Annotated in this window: 21 protein-coding genes; 7 read left to right on the top strand and 14 right to left on the bottom strand. The window is 72.9% G+C overall.

The window, feature by feature from the left end:
* The 5 genes from AB0I22_RS00760 to AB0I22_RS00740 all read right to left on the bottom strand — a co-directional run.
* A partial coding sequence (locus tag AB0I22_RS00760) for a hypothetical protein (RefSeq protein WP_363128418.1) occupies window positions 1-2,240 on the bottom strand: 2,240 nt, incomplete at its 3' end.
* A gap of 6 nt (window positions 2,241-2,246) precedes the next feature.
* On the bottom strand, window positions 2,247-2,405 hold the full coding sequence (locus AB0I22_RS00755; protein WP_363128417.1) for a DUF6760 family protein: 159 nt from the start codon (window positions 2,403-2,405) through the stop codon (window positions 2,247-2,249).
* Window positions 2,402-2,860, bottom strand: a complete 459-nt coding sequence (locus AB0I22_RS00750; RefSeq protein ID WP_363128416.1) for a hypothetical protein — start codon at window positions 2,858-2,860, stop codon at window positions 2,402-2,404. Before AB0I22_RS00750 ends, AB0I22_RS00755 begins: the two co-directional genes overlap by 4 nt.
* Window positions 2,860-3,303: a phage tail protein gene (locus tag AB0I22_RS00745; protein WP_363128415.1), complete on the bottom strand. Its 444-nt coding sequence runs from the start codon at window positions 3,301-3,303 to the stop codon at window positions 2,860-2,862. The genes AB0I22_RS00750 and AB0I22_RS00745 overlap by 1 nt, the downstream gene beginning before the upstream one ends.
* A 130-nt stretch (window positions 3,304-3,433) precedes the next feature.
* On the bottom strand, window positions 3,434-5,023 hold the full coding sequence (locus AB0I22_RS00740; RefSeq protein ID WP_363128414.1) for a phage tail sheath subtilisin-like domain-containing protein: 1,590 nt from the start codon (window positions 5,021-5,023) through the stop codon (window positions 3,434-3,436).
* Window positions 5,024-5,462: 439 nt separating this feature from the next.
* On the opposite strand from AB0I22_RS00740, the gene AB0I22_RS00735 reads away from it, so the two are divergent.
* Window positions 5,463-8,543 carry a BTAD domain-containing putative transcriptional regulator gene (locus tag AB0I22_RS00735; protein WP_363128413.1) on the top strand — a complete coding sequence of 1,027 codons (3,081 nt, stop codon included), beginning with the start codon at window positions 5,463-5,465 and terminating at the stop codon, window positions 8,541-8,543.
* A 3-nt stretch (window positions 8,544-8,546) separates the two neighbouring features.
* Here AB0I22_RS00735 and AB0I22_RS00730 read toward each other — a convergent pair whose 3' ends face one another.
* Complete coding sequence (locus AB0I22_RS00730; RefSeq protein WP_363128412.1) at window positions 8,547-9,350, bottom strand: aminoglycoside phosphotransferase; 804 nt, start codon at window positions 9,348-9,350, stop codon at window positions 8,547-8,549.
* 135 nt (window positions 9,351-9,485) lie between these two features.
* Window positions 9,486-10,208: a GntR family transcriptional regulator gene (locus AB0I22_RS00725; protein ID WP_363128411.1), complete on the bottom strand. Its 723-nt coding sequence runs from the start codon at window positions 10,206-10,208 to the stop codon at window positions 9,486-9,488.
* 154 nt (window positions 10,209-10,362) lie between these two features.
* Between AB0I22_RS00725 and AB0I22_RS00720 the strand changes: the two genes are divergently transcribed.
* A complete protein-coding gene (locus tag AB0I22_RS00720) occupies window positions 10,363-10,560 on the top strand; it encodes a hypothetical protein (protein ID WP_363128410.1) in 198 nt (65 codons plus the stop codon).
* A 342-nt stretch (window positions 10,561-10,902) separates the two neighbouring features.
* Window positions 10,903-12,306, top strand: a complete 1,404-nt coding sequence (locus tag AB0I22_RS00715; RefSeq protein ID WP_363128409.1) for a hydrogenase expression protein — start codon at window positions 10,903-10,905, stop codon at window positions 12,304-12,306.
* Window positions 12,307-12,400: 94 nt separating this feature from the next.
* On the opposite strand, the gene AB0I22_RS00710 is transcribed toward AB0I22_RS00715, so the two are convergent.
* From AB0I22_RS00710 to metG, 4 genes are all read right to left on the bottom strand, one after another.
* A complete protein-coding gene (locus tag AB0I22_RS00710) occupies window positions 12,401-14,440 on the bottom strand; it encodes an ATP-binding protein (protein ID WP_363128408.1) in 2,040 nt (679 codons plus the stop codon).
* A 128-nt stretch (window positions 14,441-14,568) separates the two neighbouring features.
* Window positions 14,569-15,261, bottom strand: a complete 693-nt coding sequence (locus AB0I22_RS00705; protein WP_363128407.1) for a DUF4255 domain-containing protein — start codon at window positions 15,259-15,261, stop codon at window positions 14,569-14,571.
* Between the two features lie 31 nt (window positions 15,262-15,292).
* The gene (locus AB0I22_RS00700; protein ID WP_363128406.1) at window positions 15,293-15,946 is read right to left on the bottom strand and encodes a response regulator transcription factor; all 654 of its coding nucleotides are present in this window, start codon (window positions 15,944-15,946) and stop codon (window positions 15,293-15,295) included.
* Window positions 15,947-16,361: 415 nt separating this feature from the next.
* Window positions 16,362-18,092, bottom strand: coding sequence for a methionine--tRNA ligase (gene metG, locus AB0I22_RS00695; protein WP_363128405.1), 1,731 nt, complete (start codon window positions 18,090-18,092; stop codon window positions 16,362-16,364).
* 269 nt (window positions 18,093-18,361) lie between these two features.
* On the opposite strand from metG, the gene AB0I22_RS00690 reads away from it, so the two are divergent.
* Entirely contained in the window at window positions 18,362-19,015 is a 654-nt protein-coding gene (locus AB0I22_RS00690; protein WP_363128695.1) for a response regulator transcription factor, read from the top strand.
* A gap of 14 nt (window positions 19,016-19,029) precedes the next feature.
* Window positions 19,030-20,307 carry an ATP-binding protein gene (locus AB0I22_RS00685; RefSeq protein WP_363128694.1) on the top strand — a complete coding sequence of 426 codons (1,278 nt, stop codon included), beginning with the start codon at window positions 19,030-19,032 and terminating at the stop codon, window positions 20,305-20,307.
* On the opposite strand, the gene AB0I22_RS00680 is transcribed toward AB0I22_RS00685, so the two are convergent.
* Both AB0I22_RS00680 and ligD read right to left on the bottom strand, forming a co-directional pair.
* Entirely contained in the window at window positions 20,246-22,294 is a 2,049-nt protein-coding gene (locus AB0I22_RS00680) for a VWA domain-containing protein (protein WP_363128404.1), read from the bottom strand. The genes AB0I22_RS00685 and AB0I22_RS00680 overlap by 62 nt on opposite strands.
* A 422-nt stretch (window positions 22,295-22,716) precedes the next feature.
* Window positions 22,717-23,610: a non-homologous end-joining DNA ligase gene (ligD, locus tag AB0I22_RS00675; RefSeq protein WP_363128403.1), complete on the bottom strand. Its 894-nt coding sequence runs from the start codon at window positions 23,608-23,610 to the stop codon at window positions 22,717-22,719.
* A gap of 315 nt (window positions 23,611-23,925) precedes the next feature.
* Between ligD and AB0I22_RS00670 the strand changes: the two genes are divergently transcribed.
* Complete coding sequence (locus AB0I22_RS00670) at window positions 23,926-24,444, top strand: SigE family RNA polymerase sigma factor (RefSeq protein ID WP_363128693.1); 519 nt, start codon at window positions 23,926-23,928, stop codon at window positions 24,442-24,444.
* An 8-nt stretch (window positions 24,445-24,452) separates the two neighbouring features.
* Window positions 24,453-24,869, top strand: coding sequence for a hypothetical protein (locus tag AB0I22_RS00665; protein ID WP_363128402.1), 417 nt, complete (start codon window positions 24,453-24,455; stop codon window positions 24,867-24,869).
* 100 nt (window positions 24,870-24,969) lie between these two features.
* Here the strand turns inward: AB0I22_RS00665 and tatA are convergent, their stop codons facing one another.
* Entirely contained in the window at window positions 24,970-25,269 is a 300-nt protein-coding gene (tatA, locus tag AB0I22_RS00660) for a Sec-independent protein translocase subunit TatA (protein WP_363128401.1), read from the bottom strand.
* Window positions 25,270-25,375: the final 106 nt, after the last annotated feature.

Here is a 25,375-nt window from a genome sequence, read left to right as displayed (position 1 = left end):
TTGGTGGCCTGTACGGGCGGCGTGGCGTCGCCGCTCGTAGCCGACCGCCGTTGAACGGCCGGGGCGGCGGAGTCTGCGGCGCTGCCGCCCGGGGCTCGGCTGGTGCGTACGGGCGGAGTGCCGCCGGTCGTCGCCGAACGCTGGACGGTGTCCCCGGTGCCGCTGTCGGTGGCGGGCCTTGCCGGGGGAGCAGCCGGTCGGGTTTCGGTGGGGCGTACGGGCGTGGTGTCGCCGCTCGGGGTGTGGCTGGTGTGGATGGGTGCGGCGCCGCCGGTCGTGGGCCGTCGCTGAACAGGGGGGCTGATCGCGGGCGGTGCGGGCTGGGGCCCGGTGGCGCGTACGGGCGCGGCGTCGCCGCTCGTCGCGGGTCGGCGCTGCACGGCCGGTGCCGTGGAGTCCTCGGCACCGCCGCCCGGGCGCGTGGTCGAGGGGCGGGTGGCCGACGGGCTGGGGGCGTTGCCGGTTGTCGCTCGCCGTTGTACGGCGGGGTTGCTCTGCCCTGCCGTGTCGGCGGCCGAGGTGGTGTTGCCGGGCGTGTGCCGCTGTACGGGCGTGGCTGAGGTGGCGGGGGAGCCGCCTGTTGTCGCTCGCCGCTGTACGGCCGGGCCGCTCTGCCCAGCCGTGTCGGCGGCCTGAGCCGGGTCGCCGGTGGTGTTGCCCGGCGTCCGCCGCTGTACGGGCTGGGCGGCCGACTGGCCGGGGGCCCCGCCGGTCGTCGCCCGTCGCTGTATGGCCGGGCCGGGCCGTACCGCCGCGTCGGCGGCCGAGCCCTGGTCCGGGTTGCCCGTAGCCGGGGTGCCGGTGGCGTTGCCGGGCGTGCTCCGCTGCACAGCGGGGCCGTCCGTAGCCGGGCCGCCCGTAGCGGGGGTGTCCGCCGGACCACTCCGGCCTGCCTGACTCCCCTGGCCCGGCTGACCCGGCTGACTCCCCTGACCCGGCTGACCCGCCTTCCCCGGCTGACCCGTCGGAGCAACGGCCGGCGGGCCGCCCGGCGTCCTGCCCGCGGCCCGTCGCTGGATGGCCGGGCCGACTCGGCCAGGCGTGTCGGCAGGGCTCGACGGGGCCGAGCTGTTGCCCGCTCCGTTGCCGGGACCGTCGCCCGGCTCCCGCTGCCGACCCGTCGGGCCGGCCGCCGTCGACGGCGTGTCCACGGTGCGGATCGGCGCCGAGCCGCCCGTCATAGGGCGCCGCTGGATCGGCGGGCCCGTCTGCGACGGCGGCGAGGGCCGGGTCGTCGTGCTGTCGCTCGCGGGCGTCGCCCGGCGCTGAACGGGAGACGGGCCGGGGCCCGCCTGAACGGGGCCCGGAGCCTGCGGCGCAGGCGTGGGCGCGGCGGCGGGGCCCGAGGGCGGCGCCGCCGGAGGCCCGGCCTCGCCGCTCGTAGTGCGCCGCTGCACCGTCGGAGGCGTACCGGCCGGGCTCGCCGGGGCGGCGGGCCCGGCCTCGCGGCCGGCGGTGCGCCGCTGGATGGCGGGCCCCCGGACCGGTGCGTCGGATACCTCGGAGTGTGAGGGCCCCGGCTCCGAAGGAGCCGGGGCCGCGGGGCCCGCCGGGCCCGAAGGCGCGGCGGCGGGCGCATCCGCGTGCGCCGCCTGTCGCTGCACGGCCGATACGGGGGTGGACGGCCGTACAGCGACAGGGGCTTCGGCCACCGGCGCGGTGCGTTGCGCGTCGGTGGCCGCGGTCCCCGTCCGGGGGGTGTGGCCCGGAGCGGGGACATCGGTGGGCCGGGCCGCCGGGAGGCGGCGCGGCGTGGCGGTGGGGGCCGCCGAGGTGAGGCTGCGGGCGGGCGCCCGCTGGACGGGGGCCGTGCGCAGGGAGCGCGGCTCCGGCGGTTCGGGGGCGGCGGCCGGGCCGTCCGTACGGCCGCGCGGGGCCACCGGCAGGACCGGCAGCGCGGGCAGCACGCTGCCGCTCGGCGCGGCGGCGGCGGGCGAGATCACCCCGCCGATCGTGCCGCCGGGCGCTGAGGCCCGTACGTCGTGCCCCAGTTCGCCGCCGAAGGACGGGTCGCGGTGCGAGGCCAGCGAGGCGGTGAATCCCGTCTCGACGACCGGGCTCGGCGCGCCGAGCACCCGCTGCACGGGCGGCACGGAGGCCCAGCCCCCGTCACGCGCCTCGGCGGGAGCGGCCGCAGCGGGCGCGGCGGCCTGCGGGGCCTCGGCGGTCGCGGGCATGCCGACCGGGGCCGACCGCGCGTCGGCCCCCGTCCGGCGGGACTTCCTCCTGAACAACCCCATGCCCCGTCACTGGTTCCCTTCGGCGCGTTCCACCAGGTCCGCGATCCGCGTCGCGTACGCGCGCCGGTCGGCGTGTTCGAGGTCGAGGATGTCCTCAAGCCCCCAGTGGAAGTGGTAGGCGAGGTACGCGACTTCCTCGTGGATGCGGTCGGTCGCGTACGTCACGATTCCCCCAGGCGGCTCCCGGCCAGCTCCACCTCGAAGGACTCCGAGCAGTGCGGACAGGCGACGGCGGCGCGCGTGTGCCCTTCCGCGTTGATCTGCCGGTAGAAGTCCTGGAGGAAGGCGAGGTCGGAGGCGAACATGTTCTCCACCGTTCCGTCGTGCACGATCGGGAGGGTGCCCAGCCGGGTGATGACCCTGCCGAGCAGGACCACCGACAGATAGGCGGGGTTCTCCCGGACGCGCACGTCGCGCAGGGGGATCAGCTCGTCGCGGGCCGTCGCGAGCCGCATCGCGCCGTTGCGGTGCACGGTGCCGGACTCGTCGACGAAGCCGCGCGGCAGCTCGAACTCGAACTCCGTGCGCAGGGGTTCCCGTACCTGCTGCGCGGCCGGGCCGGGCGCGGCGGGAACCGGTCCCGCCACGCCCGCCGGTGCCGCCGGGCCTTCGCGCCGCATTATTCGATGACCAGCTCTTCGAAGACGATGGTGACCTGCTCGGTCAGCGCGGCCGCGTCGCCGGCCTTGACGCTGTTGGTCTCCACCTTGCTGCACCAGGCGTTGCGCATGTTGTAGCGCTTCACCGGGTTGTTCTGGAAGTCCATCATCATGATGGTGGCGTTCTTACGGGCGGAGCCCATGTCACCGGCGATGGACTGGTTGATCCACTCGCTGAACGAGGACGACTGGGTCATACCGCGCGTCACCGTGACCTGGCCGGCCTTCTTGGTGCCGGGCATCTTCTTGACGACGGGCTTGCCGTCCGCCGAGACCTGCTGGTACTCGATGACGTCCTGCTCCATCGTCAGGCCGCTGACCTCCTGGAGGTACTCGACCATCACACCGTCGATCTGGAGGCCGAAATTATGTGTGGTGAGGGCGTCACCGGGCTGAAGCGACAAGGGAGTTCACTCTTCCTTCTGTTCCTGCTGTTCTCAAGTGGTACGGACGAGGGGCGCGGCCCGCGGCGCGGGCCGGTCCCACGGCGCGGCCCGGGCCCATGGCGCGGGCCGCGCCGGTGACACGGGGCGGTTACTCCTCCAGCTCGCCGCCGCCGCCGGAGAACTGCGCCAGCCGGAACACCACGAACTCGGCGGGCTTCACCGGGGCGATGCCGATCTCGCACACGACCCGGCCGACGTCCACCGACTCCGGCGGGTTGGTCTCCTCGTCGCACTTCACGTAGAACGCGTCCTCGGGACGCGACCCGAACAGCGCGCCCGCACGCCACTCGTTGACCAGGAAGGCCGAGATGTTGCGGCGGATGCGCGCCCACAGCGCCTGGTCGTTGGGCTCGAAGACGACCCACTGGGTGCCGATGAGGATCGACTCTTCGAGGTAGTTGAAGTACCGGCGGACGTTCAGGTAGCGCCAGGCCGGGTCGGACGCCAGGGTGCGCGCGCCCCAGATCCGGATGCCGCGGCCGGGGAACGCCCGGATGCAGTTCACGCCGATCGGGTTGAGCAGGTCCTGCTCGCCGCGGGTGATCTGGAGCTCCAGGTCGACGGCGCCGCGCACGATCTCGTTGGCGGGGGCCTTGTGCACGCCGCGCTCGGAGTCGTTGCGGGCCCACACGCCGGACATGTGGCCGGACGGCGGCACGGTCTTGGTCTGGCCGGTGGCCGGGTCGAAGACCTTGATCCAGGGGTAGTAGAGGGCGGCGTACCGGGAGTCGTAGCCCGCGACCTCCTGCCGCCACTGGCGGATCTGCCGGGCGCCGAGCTGCGGCGGCGGGTCGAGGATCGCCATCCGGTCGCCCATCAGCTCGCAGTGCGCGACGAGCCCGAGCTGTACGGCCTTGACGTGCTCCAGGTCGATGAGTCCCTGCTGGTAGGCGGCCATCAGGTCGGGCACGGCGACCATGTTGATCTCGTCGAGCGCCTCCAGCCCGCCGAAGCCCGTACGGTCGGCGGAGTCGCCGATGAACCGGCCGGGGGCGAGCTGCTCCAGCTCGGCGCCGGTGTTCGGCGCGGCGGCGGGCGCGGGGGCCGGCACGGCCGGGGCGAGGGCGACGGTCTGCGCGTCGGGCTTCGCGAGCTGCGTGGCCGGGGCGGCCTCTTCGAGGACGATCAGCTTGGAGCGCTGCTTGACCTGGGTGACGACGTAGTTCCGCGCGCTCTTCTTCGCGCTCACCTCGAAGTTCTCGACGGCCTTCTCGCCGTCCTTGACGATCAGCTTGAAGCGGTCGGCCGCGCCCTCGCCCTCGACGTCCTGCACCTCGACGCTGATCGAGCCGCCGGCGATCGCCGACACCTTGAACGAGCCGAGCGCCGCGGGCTCCCCGGCGACGAGCTCCTTGACCAGGCCGTTGGACGCCGTCCCGCCCTGAGAGCCACCGTCAGCTCCCGCGGACTGGTCCGTGCCGCCGACCCGGATGACGTAGGCGGCGGAGCCGCCGTTGTTGAAGAAACCGTAGACGGCGTGCGCGAGGTAGTACCCGTCTGCGAACTCGCCGAAGGAGGCCACGTACTGCGACCAGTTCGTCACCAGCGTCGGCTCATTGACCGGACCGACCGGCGCCAGGCCGACGAAGGCCGCGACGGAGGTGCCGACGCCCTCGATGGGGCGCGATCCGCTGGCGACTTCTTCGACGTATACGCCGGGGGACAGGTAAGAGGGCATGGGGGCTGAACTCCTTGCGACGGTGAAGTTGGTGGCACGGGGCACCGGTGGGGCGGCGCAGAGCGGTGATATCTCTCCCGTTGACGGTGATATCTCTCCCGCGCGCTCCCCATGGCCTGGCCTGACTCGCCCCGTCCTGACCAGTGGTGACGATCGTCCGGTATCGACGATGGCGCATCGGCCCGGCGGCCCGAAGGAGCGAACGGACGTCGTCGGGGGCAGGGGTCATTGCCCGAAAGGACACCTGCCGCACCAGGGGTCCTTCCGGCCCCCGAGGCGACATCGGGGCAAAGGCGCACATGTCGCACGGCCGCCCCCGCTCCGGACGGCCGACGACTGTGCCGGACAGCGGCTGGAGTAGCGTCTGAGGACGATCCTGAGTACAAAAGGGCAACGCGATACGCGCCGGCGAGGCGAGGACGAGGAGTACGGGCGGGCTGTGCACAGCGACGAGGGCGGGCCGAGTACGGCGCCTCGGTTCCAGTTGCTCGGACCGGTACGGGCGGAACTGGCGGGCCGTCCGCTGGCGCTCGGCTCGCCGCAGCAGCGGGCGGCCCTCGCCGTCCTGCTGCTGCGCGACGGGCGCTCCGCCTCGCTCGTCGATCTGATGACGGCGCTGTGGGGCGAGGACCCGCCGCTGCGCGCGGTCGGCACCGTACGGACGTACATCTCGCGGCTGCGGTCCCTGCTGGAGCCCGCGCGGCGGAAGCACGAGCCCAGCCGGCTGCTGGTGTCGACGCCGGACGGCTACGCGCTGCGGGTGCCGGCCGGGCGGCTGGACGCCGCCGAGTTCGAGCGGCGGCTCGCCGCCGCCGCGCGGGCCCGCACGGCCGGTGACCCGGCGGCGGGCCACCGGGAGCTGAGCCGCGCCCTCGCCCTGTGGGACGGCACAGCGCTGGCGGGGCTCCCGGGCCCGTACGCGGAGCGGGAGCGCGACCGCCTCGGCGAACTGCGCGTCACGGCGCGCGAGGATCTCTTCGACTTCGCCCTGCGGCTCGGGCGGCACGCGGACACGGTGGCGGAGCTGCGGGCGTTCGCGGCGGAGCACCCGCTGCGCGAGCGCGCGCAGGGGCTCCTGATGCAGGCGCTGCACCGCGGCGGGCGGCAGGCGGAGGCCCTGGCCGTGTACGCGGCGACGCGCCGCATCCTCTCCGGGGACCTCGGGGTCGAGCCCGGCCCGGAGCTGGCGGCCCTGCACACCACGGTGCTGGCGGGGGAACCGGCGATGCCGGCGGCGCCGGAGATGCCATGGGAGATCAGGGTCCCGGCGCAGCCGACGGCTCCTGACGCGGTCCCGGCCGAGACCCATCCGGCGGATTCGCCGACCCCCGAATCCGCCCCCGCCCCCGCCCCCGCCCCCGCTTCGGAACCGGCGGGGGCGCCCGCGTCCTGTCTGCCGCTACCGGCCCAACTCCCTTACGACATCTCGGACTTCGTCGGCAGAGAAGCGGTCGTCGAGGCGCTGTGCGAGACACTGCTGGCCGCCGACGGCCGGGCCGTGCCGGTCGCCACGCTCACCGGACTGGCCGGGGTCGGCAAGACGGCGCTCGCCGTGCACGCCGCGCACGCGGTGAGCGCCGCGTTCCCCGACGGGCAGCTGTACGTGGACCTGCGCGGCGGCGACCCGGACGCCATGAGCGGCTCCGCGGCGCTGGCCCACTTCCTGCGCACGCTGGGCGTCTCCGACGCCGAACTGCCGGACGGGCTGGAGCAGCAGGCCGCGCTGTACCGCTCGCTGCTCGCGGGCCGGCGGATGCTCGTACTCCTCGACAACGCCCGCGACACCAGGCAGCTGCGCCCGCTGCTGCCCGGCGCCCTCGGGTGCGCGGTGCTCGTCACCAGCCGGTCGCGGACGATCACCCTCTCCGGCGCCCGGCTGGTGGACGTGGAACTGCTGCCCGAACGGGACGCGCTCGCGCTGCTCGCGGCCATCGCCGGGCCCGACCGGGTCGCCGTCGAACCGGTCGCCGCCCGCGAACTGGTCGCCGCCTGCGGCCGGTTGCCGCTCGCCGTACGGATCGCCGCCGCCCGGCTGGCGGCCCGCCCGAGCTGGGCCGTGGCGGATCTCGCGGCCCGCCTCCGCGACGAGCGCCGCCGCCTGGACGAACTGCGCGTGGACGATCTCGGCGTGGAGTGCGCGTTCCGGCTCGGATACGCGGCGCTCGCCCCCGACCTGGCCCGCGCCTTCCGCCTGGCCTCCCTCGCCGACGTGCCCGCCTTCAGCGCGTCCTCGGTGGCGCAACTGCTGGGCGTGGACGGGAGCGAGGCGGAGCGGATGCTGGAGAGCCTCGTCGACGCCGGGCTCGCCGAGGTGCGCTCCGGCAACCGGTACGGCTACCACGACCTGCTGAAACTGTTCGCGCGGCGGCAGAGCGAGAGCACCGACAGCCCCGAGGAGCGGTCCGCGGCGCTGCGGCGGCAGTTGGACCACGTACTGGCGACCGTCGTCACCGCGATGCGGCGCATCCGCCCGCACAGCGTCGTCCCCGACCACCTGCACCGCTCCTTTGCCCCGGGCCGCGACCTCCCCGACGCCGGCGCCGCCCGCGAATGGCTCTGGAACGCCCACCCCCAACTGCACGGAGCCGTACGGCAGGCCGCCGCCGGCAGCCGCGCCGCCCTGCGCCCGGCCGTGGACCTGCTGGTCGCCTGGGCCAACCTGGTGCAGGGCACCGCACGCCGGTACGGCCTCGAACCGCGCGTCCACGAGACCCTGGCCGCCGCCCGCCGGCACGGCGACGACCGCAGCACCGCCCGCGTCCTGCGGCTCCTCGGCGCGCCGCACTACGGCATCCAGACCTACGACCGCGCGGAGATCGCGCTCCGCGAGAGCCTGCGGCTGGCGGAGCGGTCCGGCGACCGGCTGACCAGCGCCGAGGCCGCGCACGACCTGGGCATCGTCCTCATCGCCCTGGGCCGCCCCGCCGAGGGCATCCGGCCCTTCGAACAGGCCCACGCCCTCTTCGAGGCCATGGGCGCCGCCAGCGACGCCGCCCATGTCCTCTCCTACCAGGCACGCGCGTACAGCGACCTGGGCCGCTCGGCGGAGGCCGCCGTCGCCACCCGCGAAGCGGTGACCCGAGCCCGCGAACTCGGCCGCCCCGACACCCTCGCCCACGTCCTCTACCAGGCAGGCTGCACCGCCCTGACCGACGGCCGCACCTCCGACGCCTTCCAGTACTTCCACGAGTCCCGTCGCCGCCACCACGCCGCCCGCGACCTCCGCTGGGAAGCCATGTGCTGGGCCCGCCTGGCCCACGCCGAACTGGCCGCCAACCGCCCCGAAGCGGCCCTCAGCCACGCCGACCGGTCCCTGTCCATGGAACACGGCCTGAGCGACATCCTCTGCCGCGGCCTGGCCCACGCCGCCCAAGGCCGCGCCCTCCTGCGCACCGGCGACCGGCCCCGCGCCCTCTCCACCCTGCGCGCCGCCCTCCTCGACCTGGAGGGGCACAACGCCCGCGAGTCCGCCGCCATCACGGCCCTGCTCGCGACGGAGGAAACGGACTCGGCGGCATGACCTCTACCCGCGCCGATGCCGCCACCAGAGCCGCGCCGCGGTGAGCAGTCTCCGCGTCCAGTCATCAGGATCGGCGCCGCCGATCTCCGTCCACAGATTGGCGCCGGCGCACGCGAAGGCGTCCACCGCCCGAGGCGGCGCCGCGCCCCAGGCGGGCAGCCGCCCGGCCAGTTCTTCGGCGCCGGCCGGCGTGTGACCCGCCGCGATGAGCCAGATGACCCAGTGGGCGGGATCGAGCCAAGCAGCACCCCGGGTGGCCCAGGCCCAGTCCACGACCCGGGCCCGGCCGTCGGCGACGAGCACATTCCGGTTGTTCCAGTCGGTGTGGAGCAGCGCGTCGCCTCTGAAAGCGTCCGCATCGGCCGGCCGGTCCACGTAAGCGGCCAGCCGCTGTTCGGCGCGCCGGAGTTCGACGTCCGGACACCGAAGACCCCCCAACTCCAATAGCGCGTCCGCTACCAAGGGCAGATCGGGCGAACCGGGCGCGTAGTCGGCATGGCGCCCGTCGACGACCTCGAACCCGAGAACGTCCCAGCCTGCGGCGACGACGCGGAACAGCAGACGCGGGGCGAGCGGGACGACATACGGGTTGATCTCGGACTCGCGCCCCTGCGTCCACGCCCAACGGTGGCCGACAGGCAGCCCCTTGAGGAACACGCTTCCGCCGGCGGTGCGCACCCGCGCCGACAGAGCGCTGTTGAGCCCCGATGACACGGTCTCCACAGTGAAGACCGGCCCGGTCTCGGCCTCGACAGCGGCACGGACTCGATCGGGCAGATCCTCGTAGACCACGACGGTCACGGCCATGCGCACAGGCTTTCAGACGGGCCGATCGGTCGGCGTCGCGGCGCGGGGAGGGCGCCGCGACGCCGTCTCCTGGTCGGGTCGGTACCCGCACGGGAGGTCCAGCCCGTCGACTGACCGGGTAGGCGGTGCTTCCGGTCAGGGCATGTACTCGTAGCCGATGGTGAACCGAGGCGGCAGGCACCACTCCCCGTACTCGATGACCCCCTGCTCATCCGACCACCTGTGCGCGCCCGCCAGCACCGATGTCCCCACGGCGAGACCCAGCGCGCTCGCCTCCCGCGCGTCGGCAGGGCGGGCGTGCATGTCGTCCCTGGCGTGCGTGATCGTACGATGCGTGGCGTCCAGGACCCGCGACGTCAGCCCGTGGTTACGTCCCGGCGCGGTGTTCAGCAGGTCGGGAACCAGAGCGGCGAACGGCGCGGGGTACCAGGTCACCGCGAAGACCGTTCGCGTCTTGCCGCGACCGGCCAGCCACTCGCGCCGGACGACCTGATCCCCGGCCTCAAGGTCGAGAAGCTCGGCCACGTAGAGCGGGGGAGCGATCAACTCGGCTGCGGTCACGCGGCTGGTCTCGCCCTCGGCCAGAATCGACTTCACCCGCTGGACTCGCGTCAGCCGATCGCGCGCCGAGAGCGTCCACTTCGGGTCGTCGGCGACGAAGGTGCCCCTCGGGGTGGTCCGGATGTAGTTCTCGACCTGTAGCGCTTGCAGCGCTCGGGAGACGGTGGCCGCTGCCGCCTGCCACTGTCCGGCGATCTCCCGGTTGCTCGGAAGCCTGGAGCCGGGCTCCAGTTCACCCGACAGGATGCGTTCCCGGAAGTGGTCGGCGATCTTCGTGAACGTTTTGGGGCTGGGCATTCGGCTGTCTCCTCAAGCGAGTTGACGCGATGTCAGTGCGAGCACACTAGTGCACTCGGGACAGTAGCGGGAGTGCTTCGGCCACTCGGATACTGAACTAGAGCACAATCCCGCCAGGGGATAGGGCGCACCGTTCGAGGGGCGGCTACGCACCATGTATGAGTCGAAGAGATATTCGCCCGAGCCGATTGAACTTCCCTTGCGCCTGGCGCTGGAGCCGACGCCCGTCGCGGGCTGCGCGGGCTGCGCCGAACTCGCGAACCTGCGGGACCGCTCACGCGGCGTCGGCGACGCGACCACCGTGTCCGACTGCAACGTGCTCATGCGACGGCACCCCGAAGGGCACTCCTGATCACGCAGGGGCGCCGGCCACCAGGCGGCAGACGGGGCGGCGGGCAGGCCGCCCAGCCCCCCGCCCCCGAAGGCACCCCCTCTGCCCCCACTTCTGCCCTCGCGTACCCCCCGAAATCCGTCGTGCCGTCTAACGTGCCCAGGTGGTGCCGCCGACGCGGCGTGCGGGCGCGTGGGCGGCGGTTTCCGTTGTCGGGCGGGTTCGGGGCGAGTGGCGGGGCGGGGGTGTCGGTCCGGCGGAGCGGTCCGGTGGCCGCAAGGGCTGATCGGGCACCGAACGCTGCCCCCGGTACTGCCCGTGCGTACGCCGCACGCGGGGCCCTGGTCGCGTTCACTGTCGACGGTGAGCATGTGGACTTCACTGGAACCGGCCGCGACCTCCGTCGACCCCGGCTCCAGCGCCGGTGTGCGCCTGCGTGTGCGCAATACGGGGGACACCGTCGAGGAGTACCGGCTGTCGCTGGTGGGCGATGCGGCGGGCTGGGGGCGGGTCGAGCCGGATGTGCTGCGGCTCTATCCGGGCGCCGAGGGCACCGCCCAGGTGGACTTCGCTCCGCCGCGGACCTCTGACGCCAAGGCCGGGCCCGTCGCCTTCGGTGTGCGGGTGCTGCCGCGTGAGCAGCCGCAGGCGGCCGACGTCGCCGAGGGGCAGATCACGGTCGGCGCCTTCGCCGAGATGAACACCGATCTGATTCCGCTCGTGGTACGCGGCAGATGGCGCGCCACCGCGCAGGTCGCCGTCGACAACCTCGGCAACCAGCCGCTGACCACGTCCTTCTCCACCCGCGACAACGGCGACTCGCTGTCCGTCGACCCCGATCCGGGGGCCGTCCAGGTCGCGCCCGGACGCGCCGGGTTCGCCCTGCTGCGGATCAAGGCCGGGTCGATCAGCTGGGTCGGCGGCACCCGCAAGCACCCGTTCACGCTGTCCGTGCTGCGGGCCGGGGTCGCACAACCCACCGAGCTGCGCGGTACGTACGTACAGCCGTCCATCCTGCCGCGCTGGCTGATGGCGATTCTCGGCGTGCTGCTCGCGCTGCTCATGATCTTCTTGGTGCTCTGGTTCCAGCACAAGCCGAGCGTCTCCACGCAGGCCCGCGAGAAGGCGGGGGAGCTGACCAAGCTTCCTCAGGGCGAGATGTCGAAGGCCCCGAGCCCGCCGCCGAGCCAGGAGCCGACCTCGACGCCCACCCCCGACAAGCACGACGACGACGGGGACAAGAAGAAGGGCGACGGCGGAGGCGGTGGCGGCGGCGGTCACAAGAAGCCCGCCGGCCCGAAACTGTTCACCATCAAGGACAAGTCCGGCACCGGCTGGTACCTCCAGGCCAACGAGGGCAAGCAGGAGAACGGCACGCAGGTCGGCCAGAACCCGAAGTGGACGGGCGACCAGTTCGGCAAGAACCAGATGTGGATCCTGCACCACTACAAGGACGACAACACCTACGCCCTGGAGTCCGCCAGCGCCCCCGGCGCCATCCTGGACAAGCTGGTCAACCCGGACGGCTTCCACACCAACCTGCTCCAGATCATGCACGCCAAGCCGGAGGACCTGAAGACGGGCAACCTGCGGGTCAACCAGAAGTGGCGGCTCGTGGACGCGCCCGGCGACGAGGGCCGCAAGCGCATCGTCAGCGTCGACGACGGCAGTTGCGTCTTCAACATGGCAAACGACAAGGGCGCGACCACCCAGGGGTGCGACAACCACAGCGCCGACAACATGGCCTGGATGATCGTCCCGAAGTAGCGGCCCGCCGCGGCGACGTGTCATAGGAAAGCGCCCGGCCGGGAGGTTCTCCTCCCGGCCGGGCGCTTTCATCTGGTTCGTCCGGCGCGTCGGACTACGTCCACACCAGCGCCGGACCCGGCACCAGGCGGCCCATCTTGCGGTACTCCCGCTCGGCCCCCGCCCGTACGTCCGCCGCCGACACCGGCTCGCCGCGGCCCGCCGCCCGGTACCCGGCGGTGACGGCCGCGCTGCGGATCGCGCCGCCGGACAGCTCGAACTCCTTGGCGCACACGTCCAGTCCCAGCTCCGGCTCGCACGGCGTCGAGGCCAGGCAGCCCTCCCACAGCGCGACGCGCTGCGTCTCGTCCGGGAACGGGAAGTCCACCACCAGGTCCAGGCGGCGGGTGAACGCGTCGTCGATGTTGGCCCGCAGGTTGGTGGTCAGGACCGCCACCCCGTCGAAGGACTCCAGCCGCTGGAGGAGGTAGGCGCTCTCCAGGTTGGCGTACCGGTCGTGGGAGCTCTTGACCTCCGAGCGCTTGCCGAAGACCGCGTCGGCCTCGTCGAAGAGCAGCACCGCGTCCGTGCGGTCGGCCTCCACGAAGATCCGCTCAAGGTTCTTCTCGGTCTCGCCCACGTACTTGTCGACGATCGCGGAGAGGTCCACCACGTACAGGTCCAGGCCCAGTTCCCCGGCGACGACCTCCGCCGACAGGGTCTTGCCGGTGCCCGAGTCGCCCGCGAACAGCGCGACCACGCCGCGCCCGCGCCCGCCGCCCGTACGCAGCCGCCACTGGCCCAGCACCTGCTCCCGGTGGCGAGCGCGCTGCGTCAGCTCGGTCAGCATCCCGAGCGGCTCCTCGGGCAGCACCAGATCGCCGAACCCGACCGCCGGGCGCACCCGCCGCGCGTGCCGGTCCAGCAGCGGCGCGGACTGCTGCCGCGCGCTGTGCTGCACATGGGCCGCGGTGAGCGGGCCGCCGTCGAAGGCGGCGAGCGCGGTGGCGGTACGGGCGGCCCGGCGGATCTGCGCGGCGCTCAGCCGGTACGCGGCCACCGTCTCGGCCAGCTCGAACTCCGTGCCGCCGGCCGCGCCCAGCTCCGCCGACCACACGCCCGCGAGGTCCACGACGTCCTGCGGCGCGTCCATCCCGACCAGCGCCGTGTCCGGGGCCCACCCCGGGTCGTACGGCTCCGAGCCGAAGCAGACCACCGTGGCGTCCGGCACGGCCAGCGACTCGATCAGCGGTCCGGGCCGCTCCGGCACCGGCCCCACCACCAGGGCGGCCCCGCGCAGCCGCGCCTCCCGCACCAGCAGGGGCGCGACCCGCGCGGGGTCCTGCCCCGCGCGCGTCGGGTCGTAGCGCAGTACGGGCAGCCCGGCGGCGGCGAGCGCGTCGGCGGCGGGCTCGGCCGCGGTGCCGGGCCGGCGCTCCCGCAGGTGCACGGCGAGCGGTCCGGCCGAGGCGAGCGCGGCGAGCCGGACCGCGAACGGCCCCAGTTCCGCGGGGTTCGGCGGCGCCAGCCGGACGCCGGCGGCGCCCAGGTCGCCGTCGAGCGCGTCGTCGCCCAGCAGATGCGCCACCACCCGCTCCGGCACCCGCAGCGCCCGGCCCGGCAGCGGCCGGTCCTCGTCCTCGACGGCGAGCAGGCCGCCCGCGATGAGCGGCGCGGACGGGTGGAAGCGGGCGCGGGCGGTCGCGTCGTACGGGCCGGTGCCCGCGAGATCCAGGGCGAGCGCGACCGTGGCGCGGCGGCGGCCGACGTCGTCGTTGAGATAGCCGTACAGCGGCTCGAACCCCCGGTCGGCGTCGGGGGCGAGCGCGGACAGCAGGATGTGCGCGTCGAGCGGCGAGAGCGCGAACCGCTCCGTCAGCCGCACCAGTCGGTCTGTGCTCGCAGTGTTCTCGGCGTTCTCGGCGGTCCCGGCATTCCCGGCGGTCCCGGTGTCCCAGTCGCCCGATGCTTCCTCCGTCAGGAAGACGCCGGAACCGGCGGCCTCCTGCGGCCCCGGAGCCGCCGCCAGCCGCTGGGCGGTCTCCGGCGACACGTACAGCCCGCGCAGCGGGTCGTCGGCCGTCGGGTCGTCGGCGCTGCGGTGCTCCACCAGCGCGGCGACGCGCTCGCGCAGCAGCCCGAGCCGCCGCAGCACCGCGACCCCGGACGCGCCGTTCGAGCCCTGCGCCCCGTCGGGCCGGAGGCCCCCCGCAACGCCTGTAACACCTGTAACGCTCGTACTGTCCATACCGCCCATACCGTTCGTACGGTCCGTGGCCGCGCTCACCGCGCCGCCGACCGCGTCGTACCGCGCCCGCGGGTCCCGCCGCGCGGCGAGCCGCTCGCCCCGGAGCCGTCGCCCGGCACCGAGCGCAGCACACGCGGCTGCGCGTCCCCGGGAACGCCGTTGACGCCCTTGACCTGCGTGACCGCCTCCGTGACCGGCGGCGCCACCTCGTACGAGGGCGAGACCGGGAACGGCACCGTGATCACCACGTCCAGCGAGGGCTTCAGCTCCCCGCCCAGCGCCGACCAGATGTCGGCGATGGAACGGGACTCGGCGGGCGGCACCCCCACCGACATGGGGATCGACACCTCCAGGGCGGTGAGCGTCGGGGACAGCGCGGCGGCCGGCAGGATCTCGTGCGAGAGCAGGCAGCCCAGCGCCGCCGACAGCAGCCGGTGCTCGTCCTGGGGCCGGGTCGTCCACGCGGTGAGCAGGTACGACAGCCGGAACCAGCGCGGCGGCTGGCGTCTGCGCACCACCATTCCGGACGCGTCCCGGACGTTGATCGCGCCGCGCTCGCGGCGGGCCACCTCCTCGCGGATGTCGTACAGGTAGGTGTTGAGCGTGGGCGCGTTGCGGCGCGCCGCCCAGTCGCGGGTGGGCGCCTCGAACACGACCTCGCCGGTCGTGTCCGGTATCGCACCGCCGCGCAGTACGCGCCGCAGTGCCTCGTCGACCTCGTGAATCACGTGCTGTCCCCCGAATGTCGCCTCGGTGCCATCAGATGTATCCCTCCCGCAGCGCGTACGCGACGGCGTGCGCGCGGTTGTGCAGTTGCAGCCGCGTCATCAGGGCGTGCAGGACGTTCTTCACGGTCCGCTCGGAGTAGGCGAGCTTCTCCGAGATCTGCCGGGTGTCCATGCCCTCCGCGACCAGCCGCAGTACGTCCACCTCGCGGGGCGCCATGCCCAGCGTCGGTACGAACGAGGACGAGGCGGAGTCCATGGCGGACCGCCGCAGCCGCCCGACCTGGGTCAGCAGTCTGTTGATCAGGTCGGGCGGCAGCTCCCCCTCGCCGCGTGCCGCGCTGTGCACGGCGCGCAGCAGTTTCTGCGGCGTGGCCTGGTGGCGCCAGAGGATGGCGCGTACGCCGTACTCCACGACGGTCATCAGTTCCGGCTCGCGCAGTTCGCTCGCGATCAGCACCACGCGCTGCTCCCCGCCTCTGACGAGGCGTCTCAGCTCGGCTCCGGCCGCCTCGTCGACACGGTCGACGAGCGCGACGGCGACGGTGCCGCGCGGCTCCTCCCCGGCGGTCGTACCGGGGCGCTCCAGGAGTTCGACGGTGGGCTGATGTTGCAGGTGGCTGATGACCCCGGCCCGGCTGAGCGGGTCCGCGGCGTGGACGACCACCGTGACGCGTTTTTCGAGCACTGGTGTTCTGTTCCTTGTCTTCCCCCGTATAGCGACAGTCCCAGAGTGCTCGGTAGTGCTCAACAAAAGATTGCCGAACGATCAACGGGTCACTGACGTTGTGCCCATCAGGTGTGCATCTGGTGCCCGAACGTTCACATAACCGGAGTATTCAAGGGCACTCGGGGCGTCTCGTCGTGTCACACAACCGAGCTCGGGGCGACCCTAGCCCCGGCGGTGACGCGCCCAACACCCCCGGCGGCGGATCGGCGGCGGATCGGTGTCGATCGGCGGTGATCGGCGCCGATCGGTGTCGATCGGCCGCAAGCGTCGGCGATCGGCGGCAAGAAAAAGACCACCCTCACAGGGCGGCCTTCCGGCCCCTGTGAGGGTGGTCCTCGTCCGTACGCGCGTACGTACCGCTACTCGCTACTCGCTATTCGGCGGGCGGCGCGGCCTCCTCGCCGCCGAACCGGGCGCGGTAGCCCTCCAGGTCCTCATCCGTGATCTTGGCGAAGAGCACCGGCGGCACCGTGAAGTCCGTGCCCACGGGCACGGACGCCAGCGCCCTGGCCTCGTCGGCCGTGACCCACGTCGCCGAGTCGTCGGCCAGCGCGAACGCCGAGCGCATCGCCTTCGCCGAGGCCGGGATGAACGGCTCGGAGACCACCGCGTACAGGTGGATGAGGTTCATCGCCGTACGCAGCGTCAGCGCCGCGCCCTCCTGGTCGGTCTTGATCTCCAGCCAGGGGGCCTTCTCCTCCAGGTAGGAGTTGCCCGCGCTCCACAGCGCCCGCAGCGCGGCGGCCGCCTTGCGGAACTGGAGCGCCTCCATGTGGCCCTCGTACTCGGCGAGCAGCTCGGCGATCTGCTCGCCCAGCTTCCGCTCGGCCTCGCCCGGCGCGCTGCCCGCCGGCACCGCGTCGCCGAAGCGCTTGCGGGAGAAGGACAGCACGCGGTTGACGAAGTTGCCGAGGGTGTCGGCGAGGTCCTTGTTGACCACGGAGGAGAACAGCTCCCAGGAGAAGGACGTGTCGTCCGACTCGGGGGCGTTCGCCATCATGAAGTAGCGCCAGTAGTCGGCGGGCAGGATCTCCAGGGCGTCGCCGGTGAAGATGCCGCGCTTCTGCGACGTGGAGAACTTGCCGCCGTAGTAGTTCAGCCAGTTGAAGCTCTTGACGTAGTCGACGCGCTTCCACGGCTCGCGGGTGCCGATCTCGGTGGCCGGGAACATCACCGTGTGGAACGGGACGTTGTCCTTGCCCATGAACTCCGTGTAACGGACGTCGTCGGCCTCGTACCACCATGACTTCCAGTCGCGGGAACCGTCATCGGCCGAGTCCTGCCACTCCTTCGTCGCCGCGATGTACTCGATGGGGGCGTCGAACCAGACGTAGAAGACCTTGCCCTCGGCCGCCAGCTCCGGCCAGACGTCGGCCGGCACCGGCACGCCCCAGTCCAGGTCGCGGGTGATCGCGCGGTCGTGCAGCCCCTCGGTCAGCCACTTGCGGGCGATGGACGAGGAGAGCGTGGGCCACTCGTCGCCGACCACGTCGATCCACGCCTCGACCTCCGCCGCCAACTTCGACTGGAGGAGGAAGAGGTGCTTGGTCTCGCGGACCTCCAGCTCCCCGCTGCCGCTGATCGCGGAGCGCGGCTCGATGAGGTCCGTGGGGTCCAGCACCCGGGTGCAGTTCTCGCACTGGTCGCCGCGCGCCTTGTCGTAACCGCAGTGCGGACACGTGCCGACGATGTACCGGTCCGGGAGGAAGCGGTCGTCGGCGAGGGAGAAGACCTGGCGGATCGCCCGTTCCTCGATGAAGCCGTTCTCGTGCAGCTTGCGCGCGAAGTGCTGGGTGATCTCGATGTTCTGCGGCGAGGAGCTGCGGCCGAAGTGGTCGAAGGCGAGCGCGAAGCCGTCGTAGACCGCCCGCTGCGCGTCGTGCTGCTGGGCGCAGAAGTCGGCCACCGGCAGCCCGGCGTCCTTGGCGGCCAGCTCGGCGGGGGTGCCGTGCTCGTCGGTGGCGCAGATGTACAGGACGTCGTGGCCGCGCTGGCGGAGGTACCGGGAGTACACGTCCGCCGGGAGCATGGACCCCACCATGTTGCCCAGGTGCTTGATCCCGTTGATATACGGAAGGGCGCTGGTGATGAGGTGTCGAGCCATTGCAGGCTGCTCCCAAGTCGGTACCGGGTGTGACAATTTGGCCCGCGAATCCACCGCGGGTCGTCAATATCGTATCGGAGGGCGCCGGACCACCCGCCCCCGATTTTCCCGCCCACCGGCCCGATCGGGACATCCACGGCGCCGGGGGAGACATTCGCGGCGCCGGGAGAGACATGCACCGCACCGGGGGAGACGTTCGCGAAACATCTCCTCCTGTACACCCGCATCCTGGAAGGGGGCGAAGGGTGCAGAGGGAGATGAACGCCATCATGCGGGTACTGGTCGCCGAGGACGAGGAAGTACTGGCGGAGCTGGTCGCGACCGGCCTGCGCCGGGCCGGCTTCGCCGTGGACACCGTCTACAGCGGGGACGCCGCCCTCGCCTACCTCGGGCTGCACGACTACGACGTGGTCGTCCTCGACCGCGATCTGCCGCGCGTGCACGGCGACGAGGTCACCCGCCGGCTCGTCGCCGCCGGCTCCCGCACCCGCATCCTGATGCTGACCGCCGCGGGCTCCATGGAGGACCGGGTGTCCGGCCTCGACCTGGGGGCGGACGACTATCTGCCCAAACCGTTCGAGTTCCCCGAGCTGATCTCGCGCGTACGGGCGCTGCGGCGGCGCAGCGCCCGCCCCACGCCGCCGGTGCTGGAACGTTCCGGCCTGGTCCTGGACACCGTGCGGCGCACCGCCACGCGGGACGGGGCGGTGCTGGACCTCTCCCCGAAGGAGTTCGCGGTCCTCCAGATCCTGCTGGAGGCCGACGGCGCGACGGTCAGCGCCGAGGAGCTGCTGGAACGGGCCTGGGACGCGAACGCCGACCCGTTCACGGGCGCGGTCCGCGTCGCCATGAGCAAACTGCGCGGAAAACTCGGCGAACCCGCCCTGATCCGCACGGAGCAGGGCGTCGGGTACGCGCTGTGAGCCGGGTCCGCGCCATGCGCGGGACGCTGGCGAAGCGCCCGCACGGCCACAAGGTCCGCACCCGGGTCGCCGTCGTCTTCGGCGGGGTCTTCCTGGTGCTGGCCACCGCGCTGCTGATCTTCGTCAATGTCCTCTCCAGCGCCGGCACCCAGGAACGGGCCGGCCACATCCGCTCCCAGGCCCAGGCCCGTACGGGCGCTCCGGTGGAGCTGTACGTACCGGTGCACCGCTTCCCCGCGGCGACGTCGCCGAGCGCCACCGAGGAGCCGGTGGTCGCCAAGGTGCGCCGGATGCGGGAGATCGCCCAGGTCTCCGACGGCGTCAGCCAGGCCGCCTCGCAGCAACTGGTCTTCTGGTCGGTGGTGGCGCTGCTGGTCACCGCGCTGCTCGCGGTCGGCGTCGGCTGGTGGACGGCGGGCCGGATGCTGCGGCCCGTACACGTCATGACGGCCAAGGCGCGGCGGATCTCCGAACGGAACCTGCACGAGCGCATCGACCAGAGCGGCCCCGCCGACGAGCTGAAGGAACTGGCCGACACCCTCGACGCGCTGCTGGGGCGGTTGCAGGGGGCGTTCGACAGCCAGCGCCGGTTCATCGCCAACGCCTCGCACGAACTGCGCACCCCGCTCGCCACGCAGCGCGCCGCCATCCAGGTCGGGCTGGAGGGCGGCCGCCCATCGGCGGAGGAACTGGCCGAGACGAAGGCGACGCTGCTGGCCACCAACCGGCGCAGCGAACGCCTCATCGACGGGCTGCTGGTGCTCGCGCGCAGCGAGCGCGGCCTGGAGAGCCGCGACCGGCTGAACCTCGCGGACGTGGTCGCGGAGGAGACCGCCGCCGTCCGGGGCCGCGCGGAACGGGCCGGGGTGAAGCTGACGGTCTACTCCACGGACGCGCAGGTGTGGGGCAACCGGGTGCTGCTGGCCCAGCTGACCGGCAATCTGCTGCGCAACGCCGTCATCCACAACCACGAGGGCGGCACCGTCGACGTCCGGGTGGGGCCGCGGCTGCTGACCGTACGCAACACCGGGCCGTTCATCGAGGCCGACGAGGTCGCCGACCTCTTCGAACCCTTCCGGCGCGGCGACGGCCGGGACCGGCTCGGCTCGGCGGCCGGCACCGGGCTGGGCCTGTCGATCGTACGGTCCATCGCCCGCGCCCACGGCGGCGCGGCGGAGGCCGCCCCCAACCCTGGAGGCGGCCTCACGGTGACGGTCCGGCTGGGCGAGACTAGCGGCCGAGAATCCCGGCGGCGCGCGCCTCGGTCAGCCACTCCGGGAACTCGATCATGAGCTCCCGGTAGAGGTCCGCGTGCGACAGCGCCCGCGGGTCGAGCCCCGCGTGGAAGAACCCCGCGTTGTCGACCGCCCGCTTCTCGGGCACGGCCAGGTCGTCCAGCTTCCGCAGGAAGTCGAACCCCTTCGCCGCCGGGTCCCCGAACCCCACGAACTGCCAGAAGATCGGCAGCCGCGCCGCCTCGCACAGCGCCTTCTCGGCGGCGGCCTTGCCGGTGGGCGCCCCGTCCGTCTGGAAGATCACCAGCGCGGGGTCGGCCGCCCCCGACTTCTCGTAGTGCTCCACGACGGCGTTGATCGCCCAGTGGTAGTTCGTACGCCCCATGTGCCCGAGCCCCGCGTGCAGCTCCGTGATGCGGTCGGCGTAGTCGTCGAGCCCGATGTCGGCGGTGCCGTCCACGTCCGTGGAGAAGAAGACGACGGGGACGACCGCGGCGTCGTCGAGGTTGGCGGACAGCCCCAGCGCCTGCTCGGCGAGGTGTTGGACGGTGCCGTCCTTGTAGTAGTTCCGCATCGACCCGGACCGGTCGAGCACGAGATAGACGACGGCCCGCTGCCCGGTGAGCCCCTGCTTCCCGAGCGCGGTGCCGGCGGCTTCGAGGAGGGGGGCGAGGGGGTGGTCCCGACGGTCCGGGGCGGGGGCTTCGGCTGTTGCGGTTCCGGCTCCGGCTGCTACGGCTTCGTCTGTGACTTCGTCTGTGGTGAGGGGCTCTCCGGCGGGCGCGGGCTGGGGCGTCGGCGCGGGCGCCGGGTCCGGAAGCGGCCGCGGCTCCGGGTCGGGTCCGGGCGCCGGACGGGGGTCCGGCTTGGGTGTCGGATTCGGGTCCGGCACCGGGGTGGGCTCCGGGTCCGGCTTCGGCACGTCCGGCCCCGGAGCCGGGTCCGGAATCGGCGAGAGCGGCCCGGGGTCGGGCACCCGCTCACCGGTGGTCTGCGTGGGGAACACCCTCTTGCCGCCACTGCCTCCGGCGGGGTTCGGCTCGTGGGAGGGAGCGGGAACGGTGGGCCCCCCGGCCTCGGTGAGCACCGTCCCCGAGGCTTCCCGAGACCCGCCACTTTCACCGCCCACGGCTGCGGAACCGGTCTCGGTGGTGTCTGTGGCGTGGGTGGTCAGTGAGTTCTCGGCGGTGGTCTTGCTGTCGGCGGTGCTGGTGCTGGTGTCGGTTGAGTCTGTGGCGTGAGCGGTCAGTGCGCCCTCGGCGACGGCCGTGCTCTCGGTGGCACTCGTACTGGCGTCGGCCGCGTCCGCGGTGTGAACGGTCAGCGAGCTCTCGGCAGCAGCCGTACCGGCGTCAGCCACGTCCGCGGAGGACGTCACCTCGCCCGCCGCTGAAGCGGAGCTTTCGGCGGTAGCCGAACCTGCGTCGGAGCCGCGCTCGTCCGCCGCTGAAACGGCGCTTTCGACCGAAGTCGAACCGGCTTCGGACGCGTCCGCGTGAGTGGTCAGCAAGCCCTCGGCGGCAGCCGATCCGGCGTCGGCCGTTGCCGCGACAGCGGTCAACGAGTCTTCGGCGGCAGCCGAGTCGGCGGAGACCGTACCGGCCTCGGCGGGCGTTTCGAGGACTGTCAGCGAGCCCCCGGCGGCAGCCGTGCCGGCGGTGGCGGTCGCCTCGTCCACCGTTGCAGCGGTGCTTTCGGCGCGGACCGATCCGGCGTCAGCCGACTCCGCGACAGCGGTCGGCGTTCCCTCGGCGGCAGCCGATCCGGCGTCAGCTGTGTCGGCGGTGACGATCGCCTCGTCCACCGTCCCGGCGGTGCTTCCGGCGCTGATCGATCCGGCGTCAGCCGTGTCTGCGGCGGAGCCGCGCTCGTCTGCTGCTGAAGCGGTGCTGTCGGCCAATGCCGAACCGGCGTCAGCTGTATCCACGTGAGTGGCCGGCGAGTCTTCGGCGGCAGCCGAACCGGCGGCTGAACCGCGCTCGATCCCCGCCGAAGCGGAGCGGCCGGCGTCGCTGTCGGTCAGATAATCCGTCACCGTGGACATGCGCGAGCTGTCGGCGGCAGCCGTGTCCGTAAGAGCGGTCGACGGCTCGACCGTACTGGCTGACTCGGCGTCAGAAACGCTTGTGGCAGCGGCGACTGTTCCGCCGGCGCCGGCCGAACCGGTGTCAGCGGAACCGGCGGTGGCCGAGCCGCCGTCCACCGTTCCCCCGGCGGCAGCCGACCCGGCAGCCGACCCGGTAGCCGACCCGGTATCCGTCCCGGCCGCGCCCGGCGCGGCCTCGGTGGGCGACCCGTCGTTCCGGCCGGTCTTGGACCGGCCGAACGCATTCCGCAGCAGACTCCGAATGCCCATGTGGAGCAGTCCTTCACGTGTCTCGGGTGCGATTTATGTCCGTAGTGCGGGGAAAAGTCCCCGAGGAGGACGGATACGTAAGGCTAGCCGCCACCCGGCGTGTTGCGCCTTCAGACCCTCCCGAGCCGCGCCGCCGCCGCGCGCAGAGACCGGCCTCTGAAGGGCGTACCGGACCACGGATCGGCCTCCAGGCGCTCGCCGACGGTCCGCAACGTCCAGCGGTCGGGGCGCAGTTCGGGGTCGTCCAGTTCGGCGGCGGCGATGGGGACGGCGACCGGGGCGCCCGGCCGGGCCCGTACTGCATACGGGGACACGGCGGTCTGCGCGTAGCCGTTGCGCTGGGTGTCCAGATACAGACGCCCGCCCCGGTCCGCCTTGCGGGCCGCCGTCGTCAGCCGGTCCGGATGCCGGCGCTCCAGTTCCTCGGCGACATCGCGGGCGAAGGCCCGTACGGAGTCGAAGTCCGACTGCCGGTCGAGCGGCGAGAGGACGTGGAGGCCGCGCGAGCCCGTCGTCATCAGCCGGGTCGGCAGCCGCACGGCGTCGAGCAGTTCGCATACGCGCCGCGCCGCCCAGCGCACCGTCTCGAAGTCGCCCTCGCCGGGCGGGTCGAGGTCGAAGACGAGTACGTCCGGGTGGTCGGGGCGGTCCGCGCGGGAGAGCCAGCGGTGCGGGGTGACGCACGCCTGGTCGGCGAGGTAGAGGAGCGTCGCCTGGTTGTCGCACACGACGTGCGTGACCTTGCCGCCCTCCTTGAGCAGTACGGCCCGCCGTACCCAGTCGGGGAAGTAGTCCGGCGCGTTCTTCTGCATCAGGGGCTTGCCGCCGATGCCGTCGGGGTGCCGTTCCATCATGATCGGCCGCCCGCGCAGGTGCGGCAGCATCAGCGGGGCGACCGCCCGGTAGTGCTCGGCGAGGTCGGCCTTGGTGATGCCGTCGCCGCCGTCCTCGGGGAAGAGCACCTTCTCCGGCCGCTGGATCTCGACATTCCGTTTCGTGCCCACGGTGGCTACGGGTTTCCCGGCCGTCCCGATGACAAACATGGCGAACCCGCCCCCCGGAGCCGGGCGGGGCCGGGCCACCGGCAGCGGCCCGCGGCGCATGAGCCCTGGTGTGAGCCCTGGTGTGAGAGGAGTACGGAAAGCGCGCCCGGACACGTTGCGCCCGGACACGTTGCGCCCCGACACGTTGCGCCCCGTAACGGGAGAAATCTTCCCGCCGAACCATGCAACCTCCTCGCGCTGTGCCCCGTATGTATAGAAAAGGGCACCGCGCAAGCGAAGCGGCGGGGGACCGGAGTACCGAAGGGTCGGCACGTGGTGAGGGAAGCGGTCCGGGAGCGGGAGTTCCGGGAGTTCGCCGAGACGCGGCAGGCGCATCTCCGGCGCAGCGCCTACCTCCTGTGCGGGGACTGGCACCAGGCCCAGGACCTGACCCAGGCCGCGTTGATGAAGCTCTACGCGGCGTGGGGCCGGGTCCGCAAGGACGGCAACGTGGACGCGTACGCACGTACCATCCTGACCCGTACTTTCATCGACCAGCGGCGCAAAGGATGCTGGCGGGAGGATCCGGTGGGCGAACCGCCCGATATGACCTCCACCGCGCCGCACGCACCAGAGTTGCGACTGATGATGCAGGAGGCCCTGATGGAATTGTCGCCCCGCTACCGGGCCGTGCTGGTCCTGCGGTTCTGGGAGGACTGGACCGTGGAGCAGACCGCGCAGGCGCTGCGGATATCGCCGGGGACGGTCAAGAGCCAGAGCGCCCGCGGGCTGACCCGGCTCCGCACCATCGTCGAGGGCCTGACCAGCGAATCGACGGGGAGGTCCGGCAGGTGAGTCGAAGTATGGACGAGCACGACGACGAGGCTCTGCACGCCGCCTTCCGCGATGTCCTCGACGCGCGGCCGGAGCCTTCGCTGCCCAGCGTGACGGACGCGGCCATCCAGGGCGGCCGGCGCCTGCGCCGCCGCCGGGCGGCGCTCTCCGCGGCCGGGGTGGTGGCCGTCGTGGCCGCGGTGACCATGGCCGTGGGCGCGGTCCGGTCGGGCGGCGCCGAACGCGCTCCGCTGCCGGTGGCCCCGGCCGGCACGCCGAGTCCGACGCCGCGCGTATCGATCGAAACGCACGGCCCGAATCCGCCGGAGCATGGGGTGACCGGGTCACCGGAGACCCACCGGACGCCGCCGGGCCTTGGCTCGCGCTCCCCGAAGTTCCCCCGGGAGGGGAATCAGCCGGCGACGGAGCGCTTGTTCACCCCGTAGATCAGTCGTGAATCAGCCACCACGCCAGATCGCCGGACGGTCTGGCGGGACCGTCCGGCGATCTGGTGAAACCGGAACTCGAAGTGCTGCCGACCGCCGCTCAGGCGGACTGGCGGTGCGGCTGCTGTTCCGCGGCGGTGCGCACGCGGTCGGTGTCGGGGTGCCCCTGCGCGGTGTCCGCGGCGGGCGGGCCGGGGGTGACGGTCGGGGCGGCGGCCGGCTCGGCGGGCGAGGTCTTCGGGGAGTCCTCGGAGCGCATGGCGCGCGCCTCGGACTTCAGGATGCGCGCGGACTTGCCGAGGCCGCGGGCGATATCGGGCAGCTTCTTCGATCCGAACACCAGGAGGGCCACCACGACCAGGACGATCAGGTGCCAGGGCTCCAGTCCGTTGCGCAACACGGCGGGGTCTCGCTCTCAGCTGGGGATGCGTGGGCCTGCCCCATTATCACCTGCTTGGCGTACTGCGCGACCGCGAGGGCGATCAAGAGTGAGCAAAGCCACCCGT

Source organism: Streptomyces sp. NPDC050610, from assembly GCF_040654875.1.
Lineage (GTDB): Bacteria > Actinomycetota > Actinomycetes > Streptomycetales > Streptomycetaceae > Streptomyces.
Note: the sequence above shows the minus strand (reverse complement) of the source record. Positions and strands in the feature narration are given on the sequence as shown.